Source organism: [Actinomadura] parvosata subsp. kistnae (genome assembly GCF_900323885.1).
In the GTDB taxonomy this organism is placed as follows: domain Bacteria; phylum Actinomycetota; class Actinomycetes; order Streptosporangiales; family Streptosporangiaceae; genus Nonomuraea; species Nonomuraea composti.
Genome location: NZ_OOHJ01000008.1, coordinates 26,402 through 47,785 on the forward strand (window position 1 = coordinate 26,402; position 21,384 = coordinate 47,785).

General features: G+C 72.9%; 20 protein-coding genes and 1 pseudogene. 9 read left to right on the forward strand and 12 right to left on the reverse strand.

What is annotated here, in order from left to right; translation table 11 throughout:
* Positions 1-6: 6 nt before the first annotated feature.
* The 4 genes from KIS93_RS08405 (at position 7) to KIS93_RS08420 (ending at position 4,093) form a co-directional block, all read left to right on the forward strand.
* Positions 7-765, forward strand: a complete 759-nt coding sequence (locus tag KIS93_RS08405; protein WP_155128018.1) for an aminotransferase class IV — start codon at positions 7-9, stop codon at positions 763-765.
* Positions 766-779: 14 nt separating this feature from the next.
* Positions 780-1,772, forward strand: a complete 993-nt coding sequence (locus KIS93_RS08410) for an LLM class flavin-dependent oxidoreductase (protein ID WP_230466348.1) — start codon at positions 780-782, stop codon at positions 1,770-1,772.
* 33 nt (positions 1,773-1,805) lie between these two features.
* Positions 1,806-3,326: an acyl-CoA synthetase gene (locus tag KIS93_RS08415; protein WP_080040504.1), complete on the forward strand. Its 1,521-nt coding sequence runs from the start codon at positions 1,806-1,808 to the stop codon at positions 3,324-3,326.
* A 155-nt stretch (positions 3,327-3,481) separates the two neighbouring features.
* Positions 3,482-4,093 carry a class I SAM-dependent methyltransferase gene (locus tag KIS93_RS08420; RefSeq protein ID WP_186404020.1) on the forward strand — a complete coding sequence of 204 codons (612 nt, stop codon included), beginning with the start codon at positions 3,482-3,484 and terminating at the stop codon, positions 4,091-4,093.
* 28 nt (positions 4,094-4,121) lie between these two features.
* Here KIS93_RS08420 and KIS93_RS08425 read toward each other — a convergent pair whose 3' ends face one another.
* From KIS93_RS08425 to KIS93_RS08445, 6 genes are all read right to left on the reverse strand, one after another.
* Positions 4,122-5,663, reverse strand: coding sequence for a benzoate-CoA ligase family protein (locus KIS93_RS08425; protein WP_080040506.1), 1,542 nt, complete (start codon positions 5,661-5,663; stop codon positions 4,122-4,124).
* A 77-nt stretch (positions 5,664-5,740) separates the two neighbouring features.
* Positions 5,741-7,150, reverse strand: a complete 1,410-nt coding sequence (gene boxB, locus KIS93_RS08430; RefSeq protein ID WP_080040507.1) for a benzoyl-CoA 2,3-epoxidase subunit BoxB — start codon at positions 7,148-7,150, stop codon at positions 5,741-5,743.
* A gap of 63 nt (positions 7,151-7,213) precedes the next feature.
* Positions 7,214-7,717: a hypothetical protein gene (locus KIS93_RS63205; RefSeq protein WP_222107349.1), complete on the reverse strand. Its 504-nt coding sequence runs from the start codon at positions 7,715-7,717 to the stop codon at positions 7,214-7,216.
* A 217-nt stretch (positions 7,718-7,934) separates the two neighbouring features.
* Positions 7,935-8,801, reverse strand: a complete 867-nt coding sequence (locus tag KIS93_RS63210) for an enoyl-CoA hydratase-related protein (RefSeq protein WP_222107350.1) — start codon at positions 8,799-8,801, stop codon at positions 7,935-7,937.
* Between the two features lie 431 nt (positions 8,802-9,232).
* Positions 9,233-9,571: a hypothetical protein gene (locus KIS93_RS08440; protein WP_080046943.1), complete on the reverse strand. Its 339-nt coding sequence runs from the start codon at positions 9,569-9,571 to the stop codon at positions 9,233-9,235.
* A 29-nt stretch (positions 9,572-9,600) separates the two neighbouring features.
* Entirely contained in the window at positions 9,601-10,569 is a 969-nt protein-coding gene (locus KIS93_RS08445) for a LysR family transcriptional regulator (protein WP_080040509.1), read from the reverse strand.
* A gap of 174 nt (positions 10,570-10,743) precedes the next feature.
* On the opposite strand from KIS93_RS08445, the pseudogene KIS93_RS64830 reads away from it, so the two are divergent.
* Both KIS93_RS64830 and KIS93_RS64835 read left to right on the forward strand, forming a co-directional pair.
* Positions 10,744-11,193 (forward strand): annotated as a pseudogene (locus KIS93_RS64830) (MFS transporter); the annotation flags it as partial.
* Between the two features lie 447 nt (positions 11,194-11,640).
* Positions 11,641-12,261, forward strand: a complete 621-nt coding sequence (locus KIS93_RS64835) for an MFS transporter (RefSeq protein WP_230466521.1) — start codon at positions 11,641-11,643, stop codon at positions 12,259-12,261.
* A 510-nt stretch (positions 12,262-12,771) separates the two neighbouring features.
* Here KIS93_RS64835 and KIS93_RS08455 read toward each other — a convergent pair.
* Complete coding sequence (locus tag KIS93_RS08455) at positions 12,772-13,734, reverse strand: ArsR/SmtB family transcription factor (RefSeq protein ID WP_080040511.1); 963 nt, start codon at positions 13,732-13,734, stop codon at positions 12,772-12,774.
* A gap of 104 nt (positions 13,735-13,838) precedes the next feature.
* Between KIS93_RS08455 and KIS93_RS08460 the strand changes: the two genes are divergently transcribed.
* Positions 13,839-14,816 (forward strand): NADP-dependent oxidoreductase, encoded by a 978-nt coding sequence (locus tag KIS93_RS08460; RefSeq protein ID WP_080040512.1) that lies wholly within the window; start codon positions 13,839-13,841, stop codon positions 14,814-14,816.
* On the opposite strand, the gene KIS93_RS08465 is transcribed toward KIS93_RS08460, so the two are convergent.
* The gene (locus KIS93_RS08465; RefSeq protein ID WP_080040513.1) at positions 14,806-15,720 is read right to left on the reverse strand and encodes a MerR family transcriptional regulator; all 915 of its coding nucleotides are present in this window, start codon (positions 15,718-15,720) and stop codon (positions 14,806-14,808) included. The two genes, KIS93_RS08460 and KIS93_RS08465, sit on opposite strands and share 11 nt — an antisense overlap.
* A gap of 66 nt (positions 15,721-15,786) precedes the next feature.
* Between KIS93_RS08465 and KIS93_RS08470 the strand changes: the two genes are divergently transcribed.
* Positions 15,787-16,590 (forward strand): maleylpyruvate isomerase family mycothiol-dependent enzyme, encoded by an 804-nt coding sequence (locus tag KIS93_RS08470; protein ID WP_080046944.1) that lies wholly within the window; start codon positions 15,787-15,789, stop codon positions 16,588-16,590.
* 69 nt (positions 16,591-16,659) lie between these two features.
* Here the strand turns inward: KIS93_RS08470 and KIS93_RS08475 are convergent, their stop codons facing one another.
* On the reverse strand, positions 16,660-17,868 hold the full coding sequence (locus tag KIS93_RS08475; RefSeq protein ID WP_222107351.1) for an acyl-CoA dehydrogenase family protein: 1,209 nt from the start codon (positions 17,866-17,868) through the stop codon (positions 16,660-16,662).
* Between the two features lie 12 nt (positions 17,869-17,880).
* Entirely contained in the window at positions 17,881-18,702 is an 822-nt protein-coding gene (locus KIS93_RS08480) for an aldo/keto reductase (RefSeq protein WP_080040515.1), read from the reverse strand.
* 137 nt (positions 18,703-18,839) lie between these two features.
* Between KIS93_RS08480 and KIS93_RS08485 the strand changes: the two genes are divergently transcribed.
* Positions 18,840-19,547, forward strand: coding sequence for a sulfotransferase family protein (locus tag KIS93_RS08485; protein ID WP_329607772.1), 708 nt, complete (start codon positions 18,840-18,842; stop codon positions 19,545-19,547).
* Between the two features lie 4 nt (positions 19,548-19,551).
* Here the strand turns inward: KIS93_RS08485 and KIS93_RS08490 are convergent, their stop codons facing one another.
* A complete protein-coding gene (locus KIS93_RS08490; protein WP_080040517.1) occupies positions 19,552-20,196 on the reverse strand; it encodes a response regulator in 645 nt (214 codons plus the stop codon).
* The gene (locus KIS93_RS08495) at positions 20,187-21,353 is read right to left on the reverse strand and encodes a sensor histidine kinase (protein ID WP_230466350.1); all 1,167 of its coding nucleotides are present in this window, start codon (positions 21,351-21,353) and stop codon (positions 20,187-20,189) included. Before KIS93_RS08495 ends, KIS93_RS08490 begins: the two co-directional genes overlap by 10 nt.
* Between the last annotated feature and the right edge of the window lie 31 nt (positions 21,354-21,384).

The following is a 21,384-nucleotide window of genomic DNA, read 5'->3' on the forward strand; positions in this document are numbered from 1 at the left end:
GTCGCCGTGACGGGACGCACTGCCGTGGACGGCGAGCCGGTCGGCGCCGAGGCGCGCCTCATGCTGGATGCCCGCTACGGGCACTTCACCGCCATGCAGGTGCGGGATCGCCGGGTCAAGGGGCTCGGCCGGCACCTCGCCCGGCTGGAGGCGGCCAACCGCGAGCTGTTCGGCACCGGCCTCGACGACGCGGCGGTGCTGGCCTCGATCAAGACCGTGCTCGACGGCGGCGTGCGCGACGCCGGGGTGCGCGTGTACGTCGTGGAGCACGGCGGCCGGCCCAGGATCGTGGCCGCCGCGTACCCGCCGCACGCCCCGCTGGCCGGGCCGCTGCACGTCAAACCGGTCGTCTACCAGCGTTACCTGCCGCACATCAAGCAGGCGTCCGGCTTCCAGCAGGCCCACATCCTGCGCGTGGCCGGCGCGGAGGGCTTCGACGAGGCGCTGCTCACCACCGCCGGCGGCCTCATCAGCGAGGGCGCGATCACGAACCTGGGCGGGTTCGCCGGCGGCCGGCTGGTGTGGCCGGACGCGCCGATGTTGCGCGGCGTCACGATGAGCCTGCTGCAGGACCTCGACGTGCCGCAGGAGCGGCGCCCGGTCAGGGTGTCCGACCTGCCCGGTTTCGAGCTGGTGTTCCTCTGCAACTCGTGGGGGATCATGCCGGTCGGCAGGGTCGGCGGCGTGCCGCTGCGCCACGACGCCGGGCTGCTGGCGCGGCTGGTCGGGCACTACGAGGGCGTTCCCGGCGAGCCGGTGGATTGATCCGGGGGGCGGGCGTGTTGCACCCGTACATGACCGCCTACTCGATTCTCGACCGCTCACTCGTCCGCCGTGGCTCGACCCCGGCCGCCGCGCTGCGCGAGACCGTGGAGTTCGCGCGGCGGGCGGAGGAGCTGGGCTACCACCGGTTCTGGGTGTCGGAGCACCACAGCGTGCCCGGCGTCGCGGGGTCGGCCCCGACCGTGCTGGCGGCGGCCGTCGCCGCGGCGACGTCGCGGATCAGGGTGGGCACCGGCGGCGTGATGCTGCCCAACCATCGGCCGCTGGTCGTGGCCGAGCAGTTCGGCGTGCTGGAGTCGCTGTATCCGGGCCGCGTGGACATGGGGCTGGGGCGTTCGGTGGGTTTCACCGGGGGCATCCGCAGGGCGCTCGGCCACGGCAAGGACGACGCGGACCGGTTCGGCGACCAGCTCGCCGAGCTGCTCGGGTACTTCGACGGCACGCAGGACGCGCACCCCGGTGTGCACGCGCTGCCCGCCGAGGGGCTGCGGCCCCAGGTGTTCGCGCTGGCCATGGGGGCGGGGGCGGACCTGGCGGCCGAGCACGGGCTGCCGATGGTGATCGGCGGCGGGCCGCGCATGCACGACGCCGTGACGCGCTACCGGGCGGCGTTCCGGCCGTCGGCGTGGGCGGCACGGCCGTACGTGATCGTCGCGGTGGACGTCGCGGTCGGCGCGAGCGCGGAGGAGGCGGCGCTGCTGCAGCTCCCCGAGGCGTGGGCCACGGTGCGCTCGCGCACGGGCGGCTCCTTCCCGCCGCTGGAGCCCGCCGAGGAGATCGCGGGCAAGGAGCTGACCGCGCGGGAGCGGGCGTACCTGGACGAGGCGCTCAAGGGCAAGATCAGCGGTACGGAGCGCGAGGTCGCGGTGGCGCTCGGCTCCCTGGTCGCGACGAGCGGCGCCGACGAGGTGCTGGTCACCATGAACACCTACGACCTCGACCGGCGGCTCGACTCCTACCGGCGCCTCGCGGCGGTGTTCACGGGTTAGGATCACCCGAACATCGTTCTGAAGGGTGTTCGCATGATCCGTCAGCACGCCATCGGTGACCTTCTGCGGCGCACCGCCGCCCGGCACCCCTCCAAGACCGCCGTCGTCTTCGGCGACCTGCGGCAGAGCTACGCCGACCTCGACCTCGCGGTGAACAGGACGGCCAACGCGCTGGCCGCCAGGGGCGTCACCAAGGGCGACCGGTTCGCCGTCTTCAGCCACAACAACCACGCGTTCGTGGTGGCGTACTTCGCGCTGGCCCGGCTGGGGGCGATCTCCGTGCCGGTCAACTTCATGCTGGGGGCCGAGGAGGTCGCGTACATCCTGGGGCACTCGGGCGCGAGCGGGGTCCTGGCCGAGGAGGCGCTGCTGCCGGTCGCGCGGGCGGCGGTCACCGACGACGTGCGGGTGCGCGGCGTGATCGGCGCCGGGCGCGACGGGTGGGAGCCGTTCACCGCGTGGTCGGCCTTCGAGGACGCCTCCGAGCCGCAGGTGGAGATCGCCGACGACGACCCGATCCAGCTCATGTACACCAGCGGCACCGAGGCGCGCCCCAAGGGCGCGACGCTGTCGAGCCGCAGCCTCATCGCCCAGTACGTGACGTGCGTCGTGGACGGCGAGATGAGCGCCGGCGACGTCGAGGTGCACGCCCTGCCCCTCTACCACTGCGCGCAGCTGCACTGCTTCCTGACGCCGGGGATCTTCCTGGGCGCCACCAACATCATCCTGCCCGGCCCGAGCCCGGCGGCGATCCTGGCCACGATCGAGGGCGAGCGGGCCACCAAGCTGTTCTGCCCGCCGACGGTCTGGATCTCGCTGCTGCGCCACCCCGACTTCGACCGCCGCGACCTGTCGTCGCTGCGCAAGGGCTACTACGGCGCCTCGATCATGCCGGTGGAGGTGCTCAAGGAGATCGCCACGCGGCTGCCGGACGTGCGCCTGTTCAACTTCTACGGCCAGACCGAGATGGCGCCGGTCGCGACCATCCTCGGCCCGGAGGAGCAGCTGACCCGGCTGGGCTCGGCCGGGCGGCCCGCGCTGAACGTCGAGACCAGGATCGTGGACGACGCGGGCGAGCCGGTGCCGCCAGGCGTGGTCGGCGAGATCGTGCACCGCAGCCCGCACGCCATGCTCGGTTACTGGAACGACCCGGACAAGACCGCCGAGGCGTTCCGTGGCGGCTGGTTCCACAGCGGCGACCTGGGCGTCATGGACGAGGACGGCTACCTGTCGGTGGTCGACAGGAAGAAGGACATGATCAAGACCGGGGGTGAGAACGTCGCCAGCCGGGAGGTGGAGGAGGCCGTCTACCAGCATCCGGCGGTGGCGGAGGCGGCGGTGTTCGGGGTGCCGGACGAGAAGTGGATCGAGGCGGTGACCGCCGCCGTCGTGCTGCGCGACGGGAGCGGGGTGACGGAGCAGGAGCTGATCGCATTCCTGCGGGAACGGCTGGCGCCCTTCAAAACGCCCAAACGCGTGGTTTTCCTGGAATCACTTCCTAAAAATGCCTCGGGGAAAGTGCTGAAGCGCGAACTGAGAAGCAGCATTTCCTAATTCCGGTCCTGTTTTCGGGCACGATTGGGCATTGTCCATTCGTTCAACGGGCATTTCCCCTTGACGACGACCGCACCTCACGTCATGGACGACCCCCTGTCCCCGACCCGGAGAGGCCGCCTGTGCCCAGTCTGCCCGAGCTTGCCCATCGCACCTTGTTCCGGACGTTGTCGCTGCTGTCACCGAAGAAACAGGGCGTGCTCCTGCAGCGCTATTTCGACTGGTGGCACCGTACCCCCGACCCTTGGAAACTGGCTTCCGACAGCTACGAGCAGGACAAATATCGCTCCACCCTTGAGCATGTCCCGGCCCGGCCGTATCGGCGGATCGTCGAGGTGGGCTGCGCCGAGGGCGTCTTCACCCGGACGCTCGCGGCCGCCTACCCCGACGCCGAGATCACCGGCATGGACGTCTCCGGGCGGGCCCTCGCGCGGGCCCGCGCCCGGGTGCCGGAGGAGGGCGGCCGGGTCCGGTTCGTCCAGGCCGACATCCTGACCCATCCCGCGGAGCCGCACTTCGACCTGGCGTTCTGCTCCGAGACGCTCTACTACCTCGGGCGGCACGAGCGGCTGCAACGGGCCTCCGAGCAGCTCGGCGCGCTGCTCGCGCCCGGCGGGGTGCTGGTGGCGGTGCATCCGTGGCCCGAGGCCGACCGGCTGCACGGGTACCTGGACGCGCACCACGGGCTGAACCGGATCGGGGAGGAGGTCTACAAGGCCTCACCCCGGCCGTTCGCCGTCACCGTCTACGGCGCCTCCTCCGTCTGATCCTTCTCGCGAGGCGGGTGGTGCGGGGTCAGTCCTTGCCCAGACGGTCGGCGGCCAGGCGGCGGGCCACCCCGCGCTGGATCTTCCCCGTGGCCGTCTTCGGCAGCTCCTCCAGCACCACCACCTCCCGGGGCCGCTTGAACGCGGCCAGCCCGTCCCGGCAGAACGCGATCAGCTCCCGCGCGTCCACCACCCGCCCCGCCGCCGGCACCACGCACGCCACCGGCTTCTCCAGCCCGTCACCGTCGATGTACGCCACCACCGCGCACTCCCCCACCGACTCGTGCTGGAGCAGCCGCGCCTCCACCTCCATCGGCGACACCCAGATGCCGCCCGCCTTGATCATGTCGTGGGAGCGGCCCAGGCACCGGTAGGAGCCGTCCTCCTCCCGCACGTACATGTCACCCGTCCGCAGCCACTCCCCCTGGAACACCTGCCGCGTGGCCGCCGTCCGGCACCAGTAGCCGGTGGCGACGGAGTCGCCGCGCACATACAGGTGCCCCGGCTCCCCCACCCCGGCGGGCGCGCCGCGATCGTCGAGGATCTTCGCCTCGTAGCCCGGGACGACGGTGCCGGACGTGCCGGGGCGCACCGCGCCGGGCCGGTTGGAGATGAAGATGTGCAGCGCCTCGGTCGAGCCGAGCCCGTCGATGACCTCCACCCCGAACCGGGCCGTGAAGCGGCGGTGGATCTCGGCCGGTAAGGCCTCGCCCGCCGAGACGGCCAGCCGCACCGAGGCGAAGGCGTCGTCCGGCGCGTCCGTGGCGAGCAGGGCGGCGAAGAACGTCGGGCCCGCGAAGAAGAGCGTGGGCCGCTCCCGCCCGACCCGTTCCAGCACGCCCGCCGGGGTGGGGCGGGCCGGGTCGAGGATCGTCGTGGCGCCCTCGGCCAGGGGGAAGAACAGCGAGTTGCCGATGCCGTACGCGAAGAACAGCCGCGCCACCGACAGGCAGCGGTCGTCGGGGCGGATGCCGAGCACCTGCCGCCCGTACGTCTCGTAGACGTCCCTGATGGCGCCGTGGCGGTGCATGGCGGCCTTGGGGGCGCCGGTGGTGCCGGAGGTGTAGAGCCACAGGGCGGGCGAGTCCCGCCAGGTCTCGTACGGCGCCCCGTCCGCCTGCCCTCCCCCCTCCGCGATCTCGGCCCAGTCGCGGTCGGCGGGGTCGGCGAGCAGGAGCCGGGTCACCTCGGGGGCGCCGGTCAGTGCCGCGCGGGTGACCGGGCCGAACTCGGGGGTGGCGATGACCAGTCGGGCCCGCGAGTCCCTGATGAGGTCGCCCAGCTCGGCACCGCCGTACATCGTGGAGACCGGCACCGCGACGGCGCCCATCCGCATGACGGCGAGAATGGTGACCACGGTCTCGGGCCGGTCGGACATGACGAGCACGACCCGCTCCTCCGGCCGCACGCCCAGCCCGCGCAGCCCGGCGGCCAGCGCCGCGACACGCTCGGCGAGCCGGCCGTAGGTGAGCTCGCCGGCGGGCCCGGTGATCGCGACGTGCTCGCCCCGGCCGGCCGCGACCTGGCGGTCGGTGAGAAAGACGCTGGCGTTGAACGACTCGGACGTCATGGGCCGTCCCCATCCGCAGGCGGGCAACCGTCGCCAAATCCTCTACACAGAATCGGCAGCCCGTCAATGACGTGTAGTCAGAGGTGGACGTACTCGTAGTCGAAGGGCCGGCCGTTGATCCCGTTGCGGGGCGGCGCCACCCAGGCGGCGATCTTCCCCGGCTCGTGGACGGGCCGCATCAGCGCCCGGACGTGCGCCTTGTCCGCCGGCGTGGGCAGCCAGCGGTCGCGGGCCGCCGCCCACTCCGCCTCGGCGAGCACCCGGCCGTCCGGGGAGACGTGGTGGCCGGCGAACGCGCCGACCTTGCGGTTGAAGCCGACGTGCGGCAGGTACAGGCTCGGGTCGAGGCCGTGGCCGGCGAGGATGCGGTTCCAGCGGTTGAGGCCGGTGGCGCAGTCGGCGGCGTACTCGCCGCGCAGGTCGGCGTTGAGCGCCGTCAGCGCGGGCAGCCGGACGTCCACCACCCGGCCGCCCTCGACGCGCGGCACGACGGCGACCGCCTCCGTGAGCAGGTGGTCGTCCTGGCGCCGCTCCTCCTGCCAGCGCCCCTTGAGCCCGGCGGTGTAGTAGTTGGCGACATTCGTGGAGGTCTCGCCGCCGAACAGGTCGAGGCTCACGCTGTAGTGGAAGTTGATGTACTTCTGGACGACGTCCAGCGGGATGCCCCCGTAACGTGCGATGTCGTCCGTGTCGTGCTCGCGCATGAGCTGCGCCGTCCGCTCCACCACCCGGTCCACGCCCGTGGTGCCCACGAACATGTGGTGCGCCTCCTCGCGCAGCATGAACTCGCAGGTCCGGCTGAGCGGGTCGAACGCCGACTCCTTCAACGTCCCGAGCTGGTACTTGCCGTCGCGGTCGGTGAAGTACGTGAACATGAAGAACGACAGCCAGTCCGGCGTCTCCTCGTTGAACGCGCCCAGGATGCGCGGCGCGTCCTCGCTGCCCGAGTTGCGCAGCAGCAGCGCCTCCGCCTCGTCCCGGCCGGCCCGGCCGAAGTAGGCGTGCAGCAGGTAGACCATGGCCCACAGGTGGCGGCCCTCCTCCACGTTGACCTGGAAGAGGTTGCGCAGGTCGTACAAGGAGGGGGCGGTCAGCCCGAGACGGCGCTGCTGCTCCACGCTGGCCGGCTCCGTGTCGCCCTGGACCACGATGAGGCGCTGCAGCTCGGACCGGTACTCGCCGGGCACCTGCTGCCACACCGGCCGCCCCTTGTTCTGCCCGAACGCGATGCGGCGGCCCGGGTCGCGCTCGGCCAGGAAGATGCCCCAGCGGTAGTCCGGGAGCGCCACATGGTCGAAGTGCGCCCAGCCCTCGCGGCCTACGGCTATGGCGGTGCGCAGGTAGACGTCCTGGGTGGGCAGTGCCGGGCCCATCTCCGACCACCATTGCAGGAAACGCGGCTGCCACGACTCCAGCGCCCGGCGCAGCCTGCGGTCCTCGGCGAGATCGACGTTGTTGGGGATGCGCTCGGAGTAGTCGATCGTCATGAGTCAGGCTCGCTTCCTGTCGCACCTCATGCCTCGGGTCGGCGTCCTGCCGCTGCTCATGGCTCAGGCTCGCTTCCTGTCGTAGACCGGGCGCCGGCCGGTGCCGTAGCGTCGCAGCGCGCCCTCCGGGCCGGCCGCGCCCGGCCGGGTGAAGATCCAGTTCTGCCAGGCGGCGAGGCGGGCGAAGATCTTCGTCTCCATGGTCTCCGGGCCGGCGAACCGCAGGTTGGCCTCCAGCCCGGTGAGCGCGTCGGGACTGAGCGCGGCGCGTTCCTCCAGCGCCAGGCGTACCTCGTCGTCCCAGTCGAGATCGTCGGGCGCGAACGTCACCAGCCCCAGCTCCAGCGCCTCCCCCGCCCCGATCCGCCGCCCCGCCTCCTGCTCCAGCTTCGCCACCCGGCCCGGCTCGGCGTGGAACCGGGCCGCCAGCCGCGACAGGCCGTTGCCCATCGGGTGGTCACCGAAGTTCGCGCGGGAGAGCTGGATCGCGACGGGCCGGCCGGGATCGTCCAGCATGTACTGCCGGTCGCAGGCCAGCGCCAGCTCCAGCAGCGGCCCGCGAAGCAACTGCCCGGCTCGATGAGCGCGATCAGGCTGCGGCTGGTGACGTCCAGGCGCTTGAGCGTGCGCTTGTAGAAGTGCCGCACCTCCTCATCCGGCCACACCCCGGCCCGGGGCTCGTGCGCGAGGACCGCGTCGATGTCACCGGCCGTCCTGATCACCCAGGTGCCGAGCTCGGGCTCGTTCGTACGCAGCCGCAGGATCAGGTCGTCGAGCTCCCTCGTCATCCGCAGGAACCAGCCCTCGTCCCCGCCTCCGGCCCGCGCACCGTGATCGCGACCGCGTGCTCGCCCGGCTCCGCCGCGACCGTCCCGTACACGTAACCCTCGCTCCGCACCGGCGGCAGGGGAACCGGCTCCGCTCCGGCGGGCCTGGCCGGCCGCGACCGCGCGGCCGCCTCCCGGGCCCGCACCCGCACCACCTCCTCGAACCGGCTGCGCGGCACCACCTCATCCACCAGCCCCCACTCCACCGCCACCCGCCCCCGCACCCCCTCACTGCGCGTGGCGAACACGTCGGCGAGGTCCTTGCGCACCCCGCGCTTGTCCGTCAGCCGGGTCAGCCCACCCGTCCCCGGCAGCACACCCAGCAGCGGCACCTCCGGCAGCGACACGGTGGTGGAGCCGTCATCGACGAGGATGATCCGCTCACAGGCCAGCGCCAGCTCGTAACCGCCACCGGCCGCCGTCCCGTTGATCGCCGCCAGGTACGTCTGACCGGAATGGGCGGTGGCGTCCTCGATGGCGTTGCGCGTCTCGTTCGTGAACTTGCAGAAGTTCACCTTCCAGGAGTGGTCGGACCGGGCGAGCATCCGAATGTTCGCCCCCGCGCAGAACACCCCGCCCGGGGCACCCGTGACGACGACCGCACCCACCTCCGGATGCTCGAACCGCAGCCGCTGCACGGCGTCGTGCAGCTCGATGTCGACGCCGAGGTCGTAGGAGTTGAGCTTGAGGTCGTACCCGGGGACGATGCCGGCGCCCTCGTCCACCTCCAGCACGATCCAGGCGATCTCCCCGTCGATCTCCAGGCGGAGGTGACGGTACCTGCCGGGATCGGTGTCGAAGGACACCTCAGGCTGTCCGGTCATCCCTCAAGTTCAACAACCACCGCATACCGCGTCAAGCTTCTGTAGAACGTGGGAGGACAGCGGAAACGGACCGGCACCGCACCCCTCCCCTGACCTCAGCCCCCCGGCCCGACCTGACTCCGTACCCCAACCCCGCCCTTGCCCCCAGCCCGAACCTGACCCCGGACCTCAAACCCCGCCCCTGCCCCCAATCCTTACCTGGCCCCGCACCCAGACCTCGATCTCGACCTGGACCTCGATCCGGACCTGGACCTGGACCTTGACCTTGACCCGGACGCAGACCTTGACCCGGACCCGCACCTCGACCTGGACCTCGACCTGGACCCGGACCTCGACATCAGGGGGCGCTGGACTTCAGGGAGGCGTTGGACATCAGGGAGGCGCCGGACTTCGGGGAGGCGCCGGACTTCGGGGAGGCGCTGGACTTCACTTCAGGACTGGGGCGGGCGGCGGTCGAGGGCCTGGGTCCATTTGACGGCCACGGCCGCGACCTGGATGAGCTCCGCCCGCAGCCGGTGCGGATCCGATTCGGCGAACGCCTCCATGACCTCCTCGGCCAGAATGTGCCGCCAGGTCAGCGCCCCTCCCCTGGCCGCCGCATCCGTCGCATCCCTGGCCAGGTCGGAAGCATGGACCGTCCCCTCACCGCCGGTGCCGTCGGGCAGCAACTGCATCCCGAACCGCGCGTCCTGCGCCGCCCGCTCAGCCGCCACCTCCGCCAGGACCCGCGCCAGGGACCCCGGCACTCCCGCATCGCCGTCATGTGTCATGCGCCCAGTCTGGCGCAGCATCACCCCTGCTAGCGCGACTTCCCGCCGCCCCGGGCGGCAGGGTGGCGGGGCGGGCGGAAGGCGGGGCCGAGGTCGGTGGAGTGGGAGCAGACGTGGTCGCGGAAGGCGCGGGCGGCGGGCGTCAGCCGTTCCCCTGCCGGCCAGCTCACCCCCACCGTCCTGAACAGCGGCGGCGACAGCGGGATCTCCACCACGCCGCCCGTCACCGGCTGATCCGACCGCGGCAGGACGGCCACGCCGAGCCCGGCCGCCACCAGCCCCCGGACCGTCTCCGACTCCTGCCCCTCGAACGCGATCCGCGGCTCGAACCCCGCCGCCGCGCACAGGTCGTCGGTGATCTGCCGCAGCCCGTACCCGTGCTCCAGCGTCACCAGCTCCTCCCCTTCCAGGTCGGCGGCCCGCACGCGAGCCCGGCGGGCGAGGCGGTGGGACGGCGGCGCGCACAGCACGAGCTCCTGGTCGGCGAGCGGGCGGCTGACGAGGTCCGGGTCGTCGAGCGGCATGGGCGCCACGAACACCAGGTCGATCTCGCCGTCGCGGAGCGCGTCGAGCATGTCCTGGCGCGACCCCTGCGCCAGGCTGAAGCGGACGCCCGGGTTGCGCTCGCGGAACCCGCCGATGAGGGACGGCACCAGCGTCCGCCCGAGCAGGTGCAGGAACCCGAGGACGATGCGCCCGCTGCCCGGATCGATCTCCTCCCGCACCTCGCGGGCGGCCGCGGTCATGCCGGCCAGCGCACGGGTGGAGGCCGCGGCAAGGGTACGCCCTGCCCTGGTCAGCCGGATCCCCCGTCCGGCCGGGAGAACGAGCGGCGCACCCACGATCTCGGCCAGCGCGGCGAGGCGCCGGCTTGCGGTGGGCTGCGGGATGCCGAGCAACTCGGCCGCCCGCGTCACGTGCCCGGTCTCACCCACGGCGGCCAGCAACGCGAGCGCCGGCGCAAGCCGCGCGGCCAGCCGGTCATCGGATTCATCCATCACGGTATGAATTATCGCCCATCAACGTATTAGACGTATTTATTAGCCTTGCTTAGCGTTTGTGAGGTGGTGGTTCTCCAGCCTTCCGACCCGACCGTCGACACCCGGCGCGTCAGCGCGGCCGTTGCAGCGGCCGGGCTGTCGTCCTTCGCCCTCCTGTACGCCCCGCAGCCGGTGCTGCCCCAACTCGCGACCGCGTACGGACTCGACCCGGGCACCGCCTCACTCGCGATCGGCGTAGCGACCGCCAGCCTGGCCGTCGCAGTCCTGCCCTTGGCCTGGCTGGCCGGCGTGGTGGGCCGACGCCGGATGATCCTCTGGTCGGTAGTGGTCTCGGCAGTGCTCGGTCTGCTGCTGCCCCTGGCACCGTCCTTCCCTGTGTTCCTGGCGATGCGAGGGGTGCAGGGCGTGGCCATCGCCGGCTTCGCGGGGGTGGCGGCGGCGTACCTGGCCGACCAACTCGGCACATCCCGCCTGGCCGCGGCGGTGGGAGCGATGATCGCCGGCAACTCGGTCGGCGGCATGCTCGGCCGCCTCGGCGCAGGCTTCACCGCCGAGCCGCTGGGATGGCACGGCGCGCTGGTAGCGGTGGCGGCAGTGGCCCTGGCATGCGCCCTCTTCACGACCGCAACCCTCCCCCGCCCAGCAACCCCTAGCACCGCTAGCGCACAGAGCACCGCTAGCGTGGGGAGCGTCGCTAGCACAAGGAGCACCGCTCGCGGAGGAAGCACGGCTCGCGCAGGAAGCATGACTCACGCAGGAAGCACGACTCACGCAGGAAGCACGACTCACGCAGAGAGCACGACTCACGCAGAGAGCACGACTCACGCAGAGAGCACGACTCACGCAGGGAGCACCGCTGGCACAGAGAGCACGACTTACACAGGGAGCACCGCTCGCACAGAGAGCACCGCTAGCACGAGGAGCGTCGCTAGCGCCGAGAGCACCGCTAGCGCACGGAGCGTCACTAGCGCACAGAGCACCGCTAGCACGAGCAGCGTCATCAGCACAGGGAACACCGCTCACGCAGGGAGCGTCACTAGCACACAGAGCACCGCTAGCAAGCTGGGGATGGTGGCGCCGTTCGCCGTCGGGGCGCTGGCCATGGGGGCGTTCGTGGCCTTGTACAACGCGGCCGGGTTCCGGCTTGCCGCGCCGCCCATCTCGCTGAGCCCGGCCGCCGCCTCGCTGGTGTTCCTCTCGTACGCCATGGGGACCGCGTCCTCGGCCGCCGCCGGTCGGCTGGCCGCGCGCCTGGGGCGGACGGCGGCGCTCGTCACGGCGCTGGTCGTGACGGTGGTGGGGGCCGTGCTGACCGTGCACCCGTCGCTGCCTGTGATCGCGCTCGGGTTCGGGGTGCTGACCGCCGGGTTCTTCGCCGCGCACGCCATCGCCAACGCCTGGGTGACCGCCGACGCACCCCCGGCCGCCAGGGGACGGGCCGCGGGGACGTACACGCTCTGCTACTACCTGGGCAGCGGCGCGGGCGGCACTGCGGGCGCGCTCGTGTACGGCCGTGCGGGCTGGACGTGGCTGGTCGTCATGACGTCGGCCTGGCTGCTGCTGGCCGCCCTGGCAGTGCTCCTGCACCGAGGGAGGCGTTCGATGGCCGAAGGCGATCCGCACCGCCGACGGCACCCGCTGTCCGAAGGCGATCCCTCAGCACCCACTGCGCCCGCAGGCCGAGGGTGATCCCGCACCGCCTACGGCACCCACTGCCCGAAGGCGATCCCGCACCGCCCACCGCGCCCGCGGCCCAAGTGTGACGCCACACCACCCACCGCGCCCGCAGGCCGAGGGCGATCCCACGCCACCCACGGCGCCAGCAGGCCAAGCGTGATCCCACGCCACCCATGGCGCCCCCTGCCTCAAGGCGATCCCGCACTACCCACCGCACCCGCAGGCCGAGAGTGATCCCGCACCCCCGACGGCAACCCACCTGCCCCGCAGGCGATCACGCACCGCCCACCGCGCCCGCAGCCCAAGCGTGACGCCACACCGCCCATCGCGCCCGCAGGCCGGGAGTGATCCTGCACCCCCGACGGCGCCCTCTGCCCGAAGGCGATCAGGCACCGACCACCGCGCCCGCTGGCCAAGCGTGATCCCGCACCGCGTCGGGCCGGTCGGGCGCCGTCGCTGCACACGCGTGGTCTTGAGGCCGGGTACCGGGCACAGGGTGGGGGAAGCAGGGCCAGAGGGGGGTCAGCCGGTGTGCTCGGCCATGAGGAGGTCCGCCAGTTCCGTGCGGGCGTACAGCACCAGGCGGCCGGCCCGGGTGCGGGAGACCAGGCCGGCCCGTCGGAGTACGGCGAGGTGCTGGGAGATCGCGCCGGGGGTGACCCCGTGGCGGTGGGCCAGTTCCGTGGTCGACGTGGGGCCGTCCAGGGTGGTCAGGAGGGTGGCGCGAGCGGAGCCGATCAGGTCGGCGAGGGCGTGCGGCGGGCGGGCGGTGGGTGACTCCCACAGGGTGCCGATGCCGCGGCACTGGTAGATCACGGTGGGTGGCTCGTCGGGGCCGACCGGCGCGATGGTCTGGGGCACGAATAGGGCGGGCACCAGCCACAGGCCGCGTCCCGCCACGGTCGCGTCGTAGCTGAGCGCGTGGCCGGCGTAGACCCGTAGCTCGCCGTTGGCGAAGCGGACGCGTGGGTCGAGTTCGTGCAGCATGGCGGCGGCGCCGTCCCTGGTCAGGAGGCGGGCCCGGTACAGCAGGTCGGCCTCCAGGACCGCCCGCATTCGCGGCCAGTGGGGGGCGATGGCCAGCCGCCAGTACCGTTCCAGGACGGCGGCGATGATCTCGGGGTTCGTGGTGGCGGGCAGGGGGTGCGGGCCGTAGACGGCGCGGAAGTCGGCGAGGGCGGTGTCCGGTGGGGTGGCGCGCAGGCGGTCGAGCTCGTCGGCGAGGTCGGGCAGCGGTGTGCTGGGGCGCGGGGTGAGGAAGTCGGGCAGCCAGTCGCGTTCCGGGCCGAGGAGGCTGTCGAGCACGGCGAGGTCGGCCGGCGGGAGGGCGGTCAGGGCGGCGCGGGTCCGCCTGATCCACGGCAGGTGGACGGTGTGGCGTTCCGGCCGGCGCAGCGCCCAGAGGCTGGTGACCGTTTCGAGCAGCGGTGAGCAGGCGAAACGGACGCCGGCGAGGTCGTCCACGGACAGCCGGTAGGTGATCATCGGCGGACGCTCGCGAGATCGTGCACGGACAGCCGGTAGGTAATCATTGAGGCATACGCTAAATCACTGGTGCCGGTGCGGGCGCCCGGGTTGACTCTCCCGCCATGGCTGTCGTTGTGCATCAAGTGGCCCGGCCCCAGGGGTGGCCGAGTGCCGACCAGTTCGTCTACGTCGAGGTGCCGACGCCGGTGCCCGGTCCGGGTGAGGCGCTGGTGGAGAACCTCTACCTGTCGGTGGACCCGTACATGCGGGAGCTGATGGACTTCGCCGGCCTCGGCGTGCCCATGGAGGGGCGGTCGCTGGGCCGGGTGGTCGATTCGCGGGCCCCCGGGCTGGCGGTGGGGGACGTGGTGCTGCACCGGCAGGGGTGGCGCAGTCATGCGGTGGTCAGGCCGCAGGATGCGCGGGTCGTGCCCGAGGAGCCGGGTGTGCCGTTGACGGCGTACCTGAGCGTGCTGGGCGGGACGGGTCTGTCGGCCTACGTGGGGCTCAAGCATGTCGCCCGGCTGGCTCCGGGGGAGACGGTGTTCGTCTCGGCGGCGGCCGGAGGGGTGGGCAGCGCCGCGGGTCAGCTCGCCCGGCTGCTCGGGGCGGGCCGCGTCATCGGCAGCACGGGCTCGGCCGCCAAGGCGGCGCACCTGACGGACCGCCTGGGTTACGACGTGGCGATCGACTACACGGCGGGCGACCTGCCCGGGCGGCTGGCCGCCGCGGCCCCGGACGGGATCGACGTCTATCTCGACAACGTGGGCGGCGATCACCTGGAGGCCGCGATCGGCGTGCTGCGCGAGCGCGGGCGCATCGCCTGGTGCGGCGCGGTCGGCCAGTACAACTCGGCGGCCCCGCCGCCCGCGCCGCGCAACCTGTACGACATCGTCGGCAAGCAGGCGCGCCTGGAGGGCTTCCTCGTCCGCGAGCACAGGCATCTTCAGCCCGAGCTGGAGGAGTTCCTGCTCCCGCACCTGCGCAGCGGCCGGGTCGTCGCGGACGTGACGATCGCGGAGGGACTGGACGGCATGGTGGAGGCGTTCCTGACCATGCTGCGGGGCGGCAACACGGGCAAGATGATCGTCAAGGTGTGACGGAGCGTTCGAGGGAGTCGGTCAGCCAGGCGAGCATGGTGCCGATCGTGGCGCGCTCGCCGCTCACCTCCCCCACCAGCCGCCAGTAGCGTCGTACGCGCGGGTCGCGGTCGGCGGCGACGCGGCCGAGGAGCTCGCGGCGGAAGGCGGGGGTGTCGATGCTGCGGCGGACCGTGGCGTGGGCGGCGACGAAGCGGTCGAGCTCGGGCCCCTCGCGCGGGGGGTCGCCGGCGAGCACGCAGGGGGCGGCCAGGGTGACGGCCTCGCCGACGCCGTGCATCAGGGTGTCCTCGTCGCCGATGGTGCGGGCGTTGGCCAGGGCTCTGGCGCGCAGGCCGGAGGTGAGCGAGCGGTCGCCGGCCAGGTGGACGAGCTCGGCGTACGCGACGACCTGGAGCGGGGTGGGGTCGGCGGGCGGCTGGGGGACGGCCATGGACAGGAACGCGGCGTAGACCCCGTCGGAGACGGGCGAGACCATCTGCTGCCGCCAGAACCGCAGCAGCCGCTCGCGTGCGGCGCCGGCGTCCTCGACGGCGGCCAGCAGCTCCAGCCTGCCGGTACGCTCGCCCGGCCCGGCCTCCTCGACGGCCCGCAGCGAGGCGCGCCGCCAGGCCAGCTCGGCCAGCCGCTCGTCGAGCGCGGCCCGTTCGGCGGAGACGGCGTCGGCGATGGAGCGTTCGCCGGTGAGCACCTGCGCGATCGAGGCGAGGCCGAGCCCGAGGCCGCGCAGCCGCCTGATGAGGGCGAGCCGCTCCACGGCCGCCCCGTCGAACCTGCGGTGGTTTCCCGTGCTGCGCACCGACGCGATGATGCCCTCGTCGCAGTAGAAGCGGATGGTGCGCACGGGGACGCCGGTCAGCCGGGCCAGCTCGCCGATCCCGAGCGTTTCTTCGCGCAGCGGCACTTGAACCTCCACTGGACTGGAGTTCCTACGGTAGCGGCGTGATCCGACAGGAAAGGGGTGACGTCGATGCCGGGGCTGGATCTCGGGCGGCTCGTGGAGGGGCTGCGGGAGCAGACGGAGGGGTTCGCGCAGGCGGTGGCCGGGGGCGATCCTGAGGCGGTCGTGCCCACGTGTCCCGAGTGGCGGCTGCGGACGCTGGTCGCGCACATCGGGCTGGCCGATCGGTGGGCGGCGGAGCTGGTGCGCACGGGGCGACCGGTGCCGGCGCCGGATCCGGCCGCCGCGAATCCGGGTGTTCCGGGCGTTCCTGGCGAGTGGGGCGCGTGGCTGCGGGCGGGCGCCGATGAGCTGGTCGGGGCGGTGCGCGAGGCGGGCGAGGGAAGTCAGGCGTGGTCGTTCTTCGGGACGGTGCCGGCCGCGTTCTGGGTGCGCAGGATGCTGTCCGAGACGGCGATCCATCACTGCGACGCGGCGCTGACGACCGGCGCCGCGTTCCGGATCGCGGGCGACCTGGCGGCCGAGGTGATCACCGAGGGCATGGAGCTGATGGCCGATCCGCGCGCCGAGACGGCGGTGCCGAAGCTGGCCCTGCTGAGGGGGGCGGGTGAGCGGCTGGCGTTCCGGCCGTACGGGATGGAGGGGTGGGTGATCACGCGGCTGCCCGAGGGGCTGCGGTGGGAACGCGGGAACGGGCCGGCGGACGTGGTGGTGTCGGGGACGCTGACCGAGGTCATGCTGGTGCTCGCACGGCGCAGACCGCCCGGCGAGGTGACGGGCGAGGTGACGGGCGAGGTGACGGGCGAGGTGACGGTGGAGGTGACGGGCGATCGGGCGCTGCTGGAGCACTGGCTGGAGCACACCCTCATGTGAGCAGCCCATCCTCATGTGAGCAGCCCATCCTCATGTGAGCAGCGCCCTCATGTCAGTACGGGCGCGGGTTCAGCGGAAGGCGGGCACCGTGGGCGGGCGGCCCATGAGGACGGCCCCGGCGGCGTCGTACATGGCGGGGCTGAGGAAGGCGTGCTCCTGCACCACCATGACGTCGCCTAACAGGGCCGGGAGGGGGTGGGCGCGGTGGATGGCGGCGGTGCCGGACAGGGAGACGACCTTGGCGACCACCTCCGCCCCGACCCGCGCGAGGTGCGCGGCGGACAGCCGCAGGTGGGCGTTCTGCTCGTCGCTGACCGCCCCGCCGTCGGTGACGGCCTGCCACGCCTCGCCGGTGGCCTCGTAGAAGTAGGCGCGGGCGGAGCGGAGCGCGGCCTCGGCCTCGGCGATGCCGGCGCGGTAGTAGGCGCGGTCGGCGAGCTTGGGGGCGCCGGTGATGCCGGCCCGGCCGGCGCCGGTGCCTTCGGCGAGGTCGAGCGCGGCGCGGGCGACGCCGGCGGAGACGACGGCGAGCGCCTGCGCGGAGTAGGTGATGGCGGGGTAGCGGTAAAGGGGTTCGTCGATCACGGGGGCGCCGCCGCGGATGAAGGTCCATTCGCGGGCGACCTCGACGTCCTCGGCGACCAGGTCGAAGGAGCCGGTGGCCTGCATGCCGACGACGTCCCAGTCGCGGACGACGCGCAGCCGCTCGGGCGGCACCAGCGCGCCGCGTGGCTTGCCGGAGGTGGAGTCGTCGCCGGGGATGCCGACGACGAGGATGTCGGCGGCCACGCAGCCGCTGGCGAACTTCCACCGGCCGTTGAGCAGGAAGCCGTGCCGGGTGGGGGTGGCCTCCTGGACGGGGAACAGGCCGCCGGCGAGGACGACGTCGGGCCCGTCGGCGTACAGGCGGGCCTGGGTGTCGAGCGGCAGCGAGCCGAGGTAGACGAGCGCGCAGCCGAAGCTCGCGACCCAGCCGGTGGAGCCGTCGACGGCCGAGATGCGCTCGATGCGCCGCAGGAAGTCGGCGGGCGGCATCGGCTCGCCGCCGAACCGCTGGGGCGCGGAGGAGCGGTAGAGGCCGAGCCGCTTCAGCCGGTCGACGAAGTCCTTGGGAACGTGGCGCAGGTCGCGGAACTCCTCGCGGCGCCGGGCCAGCTCGGTGAGCATCTCCTCGAACGGGTCGTCGTGCGCGGTCATCGCCGCCCCCTCGTCGGCCCGCCGCCAGGAGGGCCCGCCGTCAGGAAGGGAGGTCACTCCGGCGCGTGCCGGCGCTCCCACACGTGATCCTACTCACAGCTCGACGTGGGTGTCAGGGTCGCCGCCGAGGCGGCCTCCGGTGGCGAGCGGTTCGAGGCGGGCCAGGTCCTCGGAGGACAGGCTGAAGTCGAACACCTCGAGGTTCTGGCGCATGCGCTCGGGGTCGGCCGACTTGGGGATGGGCACGGCGCCCATCTGGACGTGCCAGCGCAGCACCACCTGGGCCGGGGTACGGCCGTGGGCGGCGGCCAGGTCGGTGACGGCGGGCTCGTCGAGCAGCTTGGAGCCGCGCCCGAGCGGGCTCCACGACTCGGTGACGATGTCGTGCCCGGCGTGCCAGGCGCGCAGCTCGTCCTGGGGGAAGCCGGGGTGCATCTCGACCTGGTTGACGACGGGCGCGACGCCGGTCTCGGCGATGATCCGCTCGATCTGCTCGGGGGTGAAGTTGGAGACGCCGATCGAGCGTACGAGGCCCTGCTCGCGCAGGTGGACGAAGGCGCGCCAGGTGTCGATGTAGAGGCCGCGGCCGGGCAGCGGCCAGTGGATGAGGTAGAGGTCGACGTAGTCGAGGCCGAGGCGGGCGCGGCTCTCCTCGAAGCCGCGCAGGGCGGCGTCGTAGCCGTGGTGGGAGCCGCGCAGCTTGGTGGTGACGAACAGCTCCTCGCGGGCCACGGACGCCTGGGCGACGGCGGCGCCGACGCCGGCCTCGTTGCCGTAGCCGGCGGCCGTGTCGATGAGCCGGTAGCCGAGCGAGATGGCGTGGGTGACGGCCTGGCGGGCCTCTTCGTCGTTCATGGGCCAGGTGCCGAGGCCGAGGCGTGGCATCGGGCGGCCGTCGGCGAGCATGACGGTCATGAGCAGTTCCCCTTCGTGCGGCTGAGTGTGCTCCTTACCCCACGGCCACATCCACCAACCTGCGGCGGCTTGTCACACTTTCCCGCACTATTTCGACCTATGTGGTAGAGAACCACTGGAGGTGCGATGTGCTGACCGTGATAGGCGCGGGTTTTCCGCGCACCGGAACCAGCTCCATGAAAGCCGCACTGGAGCGGCTCGGGTTCGGACCCTGCTTCCACATGTACACCATCCTGACCGAGCCGGCCCGCTCCCACGACTGGGCTCGGCTGGCCGACAGCGACGAGGCGGATTGGGGGAAACTGTTCGACGGGTTCCGCTCGACGCAGGACTGGCCGGCCTCCTTCTTCTGGCGGGAGCTGGCGCAGGCGTACCCGGAGGCGAAGGTCCTGCTCACCGTACGCGACCCGCGCGCCTGGTACGCGAGCATGATGACGCTGATCGACAACGGGCCCAGGAGCATGATGGGCGAGGGCGGGGCGCCCGACCTGCCCCCGGCGTCCCGGGCCGTCTTCGAGGGCATGGGACGCATGCGGCCGGTGCTCGACCGCATCGCCGCCGCCACGTTCGGGCCCGGCAGGACCATGGCCGACGGGCCGGTGGACGAGGACGCCGCCGTGGCGGCGTTCGAGCGGCACACGGCCACCGTGAAGGAGAGCCTGCCGCCGGAGCGCCTGCTGGTCTTCGACGTGCGGGAGGGGTGGGAGCCGCTGTGCCGGTTCCTGGAGGTGGACGTGCCCGACGAGCCGTTCCCGCATCTCAACGACGGCAAGTCGATGCGGGAGTTCCTCGGCCGGCTGATGCGGGGCGACGTCTCGCACCCGTCGTTCACCATGAACGCGTAGGCGCTCAGCTCTCCAGGTACCGCAGGATCGCCAGCACGCGCCGGCTGTAGCCGGGGTCGCGGGGCAGGTCGAGCTTGTCCATGATGGCGTTGACGTGCTTCTCCACCGTACTGAGCGACACGTGCAGCCGCTCGGCGATGGCGGCGTTCACGAACCCCTGGGCGAGGTGCCGCAGCACCTCGCCCTCGCGGGGGCTGAGCCTGCTCAGCGGGTCGGTACGGGTGGTGCGGGCCATGAGCTGCCGCACCACCTCCGGGTCAAACGCCGTGCCGCCCGCCCGGACCCGCTCCAGCGAGCCGAGGAACTCGGCCACCTCGGAGACCCGGTCCTTCAGCAGGTAGCCGAGCCCTTCCGGGGACCCGGCCAGCAGCCTGGCGGCGTAGTGCGGCTCGACGTACTGCGACAGGACGAGCACGCCGACGCCCGGCAGCCGCTCGCGGATCTCCAGCGCGGCCCGCAGCCCGTCGTCCTTGTGCTCGGGCGGCATGCGCACGTCGATGACGGCCACGTCGGGGCGGTGCCGCTCGGCCGCGTCGAGCAGCGCGGGCGCGTCGCCGACGGCGGCCACCACCTCGTGGCCCGCGTCGGCGAGCAGCCGGGTCAGGCCCTCGCGCAGCAGCACGGAGTCGTCGGCGAGGATCAGCCGCACGGCGGCGCCTTCGGCAGCGTCGCGGTGACCCTGGTGGGGCCGCCGGGCGGGCTGTCGACGGTGAACGTGCCGTCGAGTGCCAGCACCCGCCGCGCCAGCCCCGACAGGCCGCCGCCGGACGGGTCGGCGCCGCCCCCGCCGTCGTCTGAGATCGCCACGCTCACCGTCCGCTCGTCCTCGGTCAGGACCACCAGGATGTCATGGGCGCCGGCGTGCTTGACCGCGTTGGTGATGGCCTCGCGGGCCACGAAGTACAGGGCGGTCTCGATCTCGGAGGCGGGGCGGGCGGTCAGGCCGTCGTGCACGGTGACGGGCAGGCCCGCCCGCTCGGCCACGCCGGCGAGGGCCGCGCGCAGGCCGAGCTCGTCGAGCGCGGTCGGGTAGATGCGCCAGGCGACGCTGCGCAGCTCGTCGAGGAGCTGGCGCGACTCCGTGTACGCCTGCGCCACCAGCTCGGCGACCCCGTCCTGACGCGCTGCGGGCGCGGTCCCGATCGCGTGGCGGGCGCGGCCGAGCAGCATGGCCAGGGCGACGCCGCGCTGCTGCACGCCGTCGTGCAGGTCGCGCTCGATCCTGCGCCGCTCGTCGTCCACCGCCCTGACGATGCCGGAACGGGTCTCGGTCAGCTCGGCGATGCGCCGGCGCATCAGCTCCTCGCCGGTGGGCCCGAGGAAGTGCGCGGCCAGGCGGCGATCGAGCGCGGCGGCGGCCGCGACCATGAGGATGAGCACGCCGAGCAGGGCCAGCCCGGCCGTGATGCCGAGCGCGCCGCCGCTGGTGACGAGCTTCACTCCCGGCAGCTCCAGGGGGACCGGCTCGGACTCGCCCCACACCAGGTCCCACGTGCCGCCGCCCAGCAGCAGCACGATGAGGAACAGGGTGCTGGCCCAGAGGTAGCCGCCGAGGACCCCCAGGGCGGCGCGGGCGGCGAGGAAGGCGTACCCGCCGTCGGCCCGCGCCGGCTCGTGCCCGAGCCAGCGGGACAGGCGGGCCCGCTCCAGCGCCGTCAGCCGGGCGCGCCCGCGCGCGGCGGCGGGCCGCAGAGCGGGGATCAGCGCGGCGGGCGCCGCCACGGCCAGGAAGATCAGCTCGGCCGCGCCGAGAGCCGTTCCGAGAACGACTCCGGCCAGGAGGCGGGCGATGCGGGTGCCTGACACGGGCGTGAAGTCTAGGCGCCCGCCACGACGT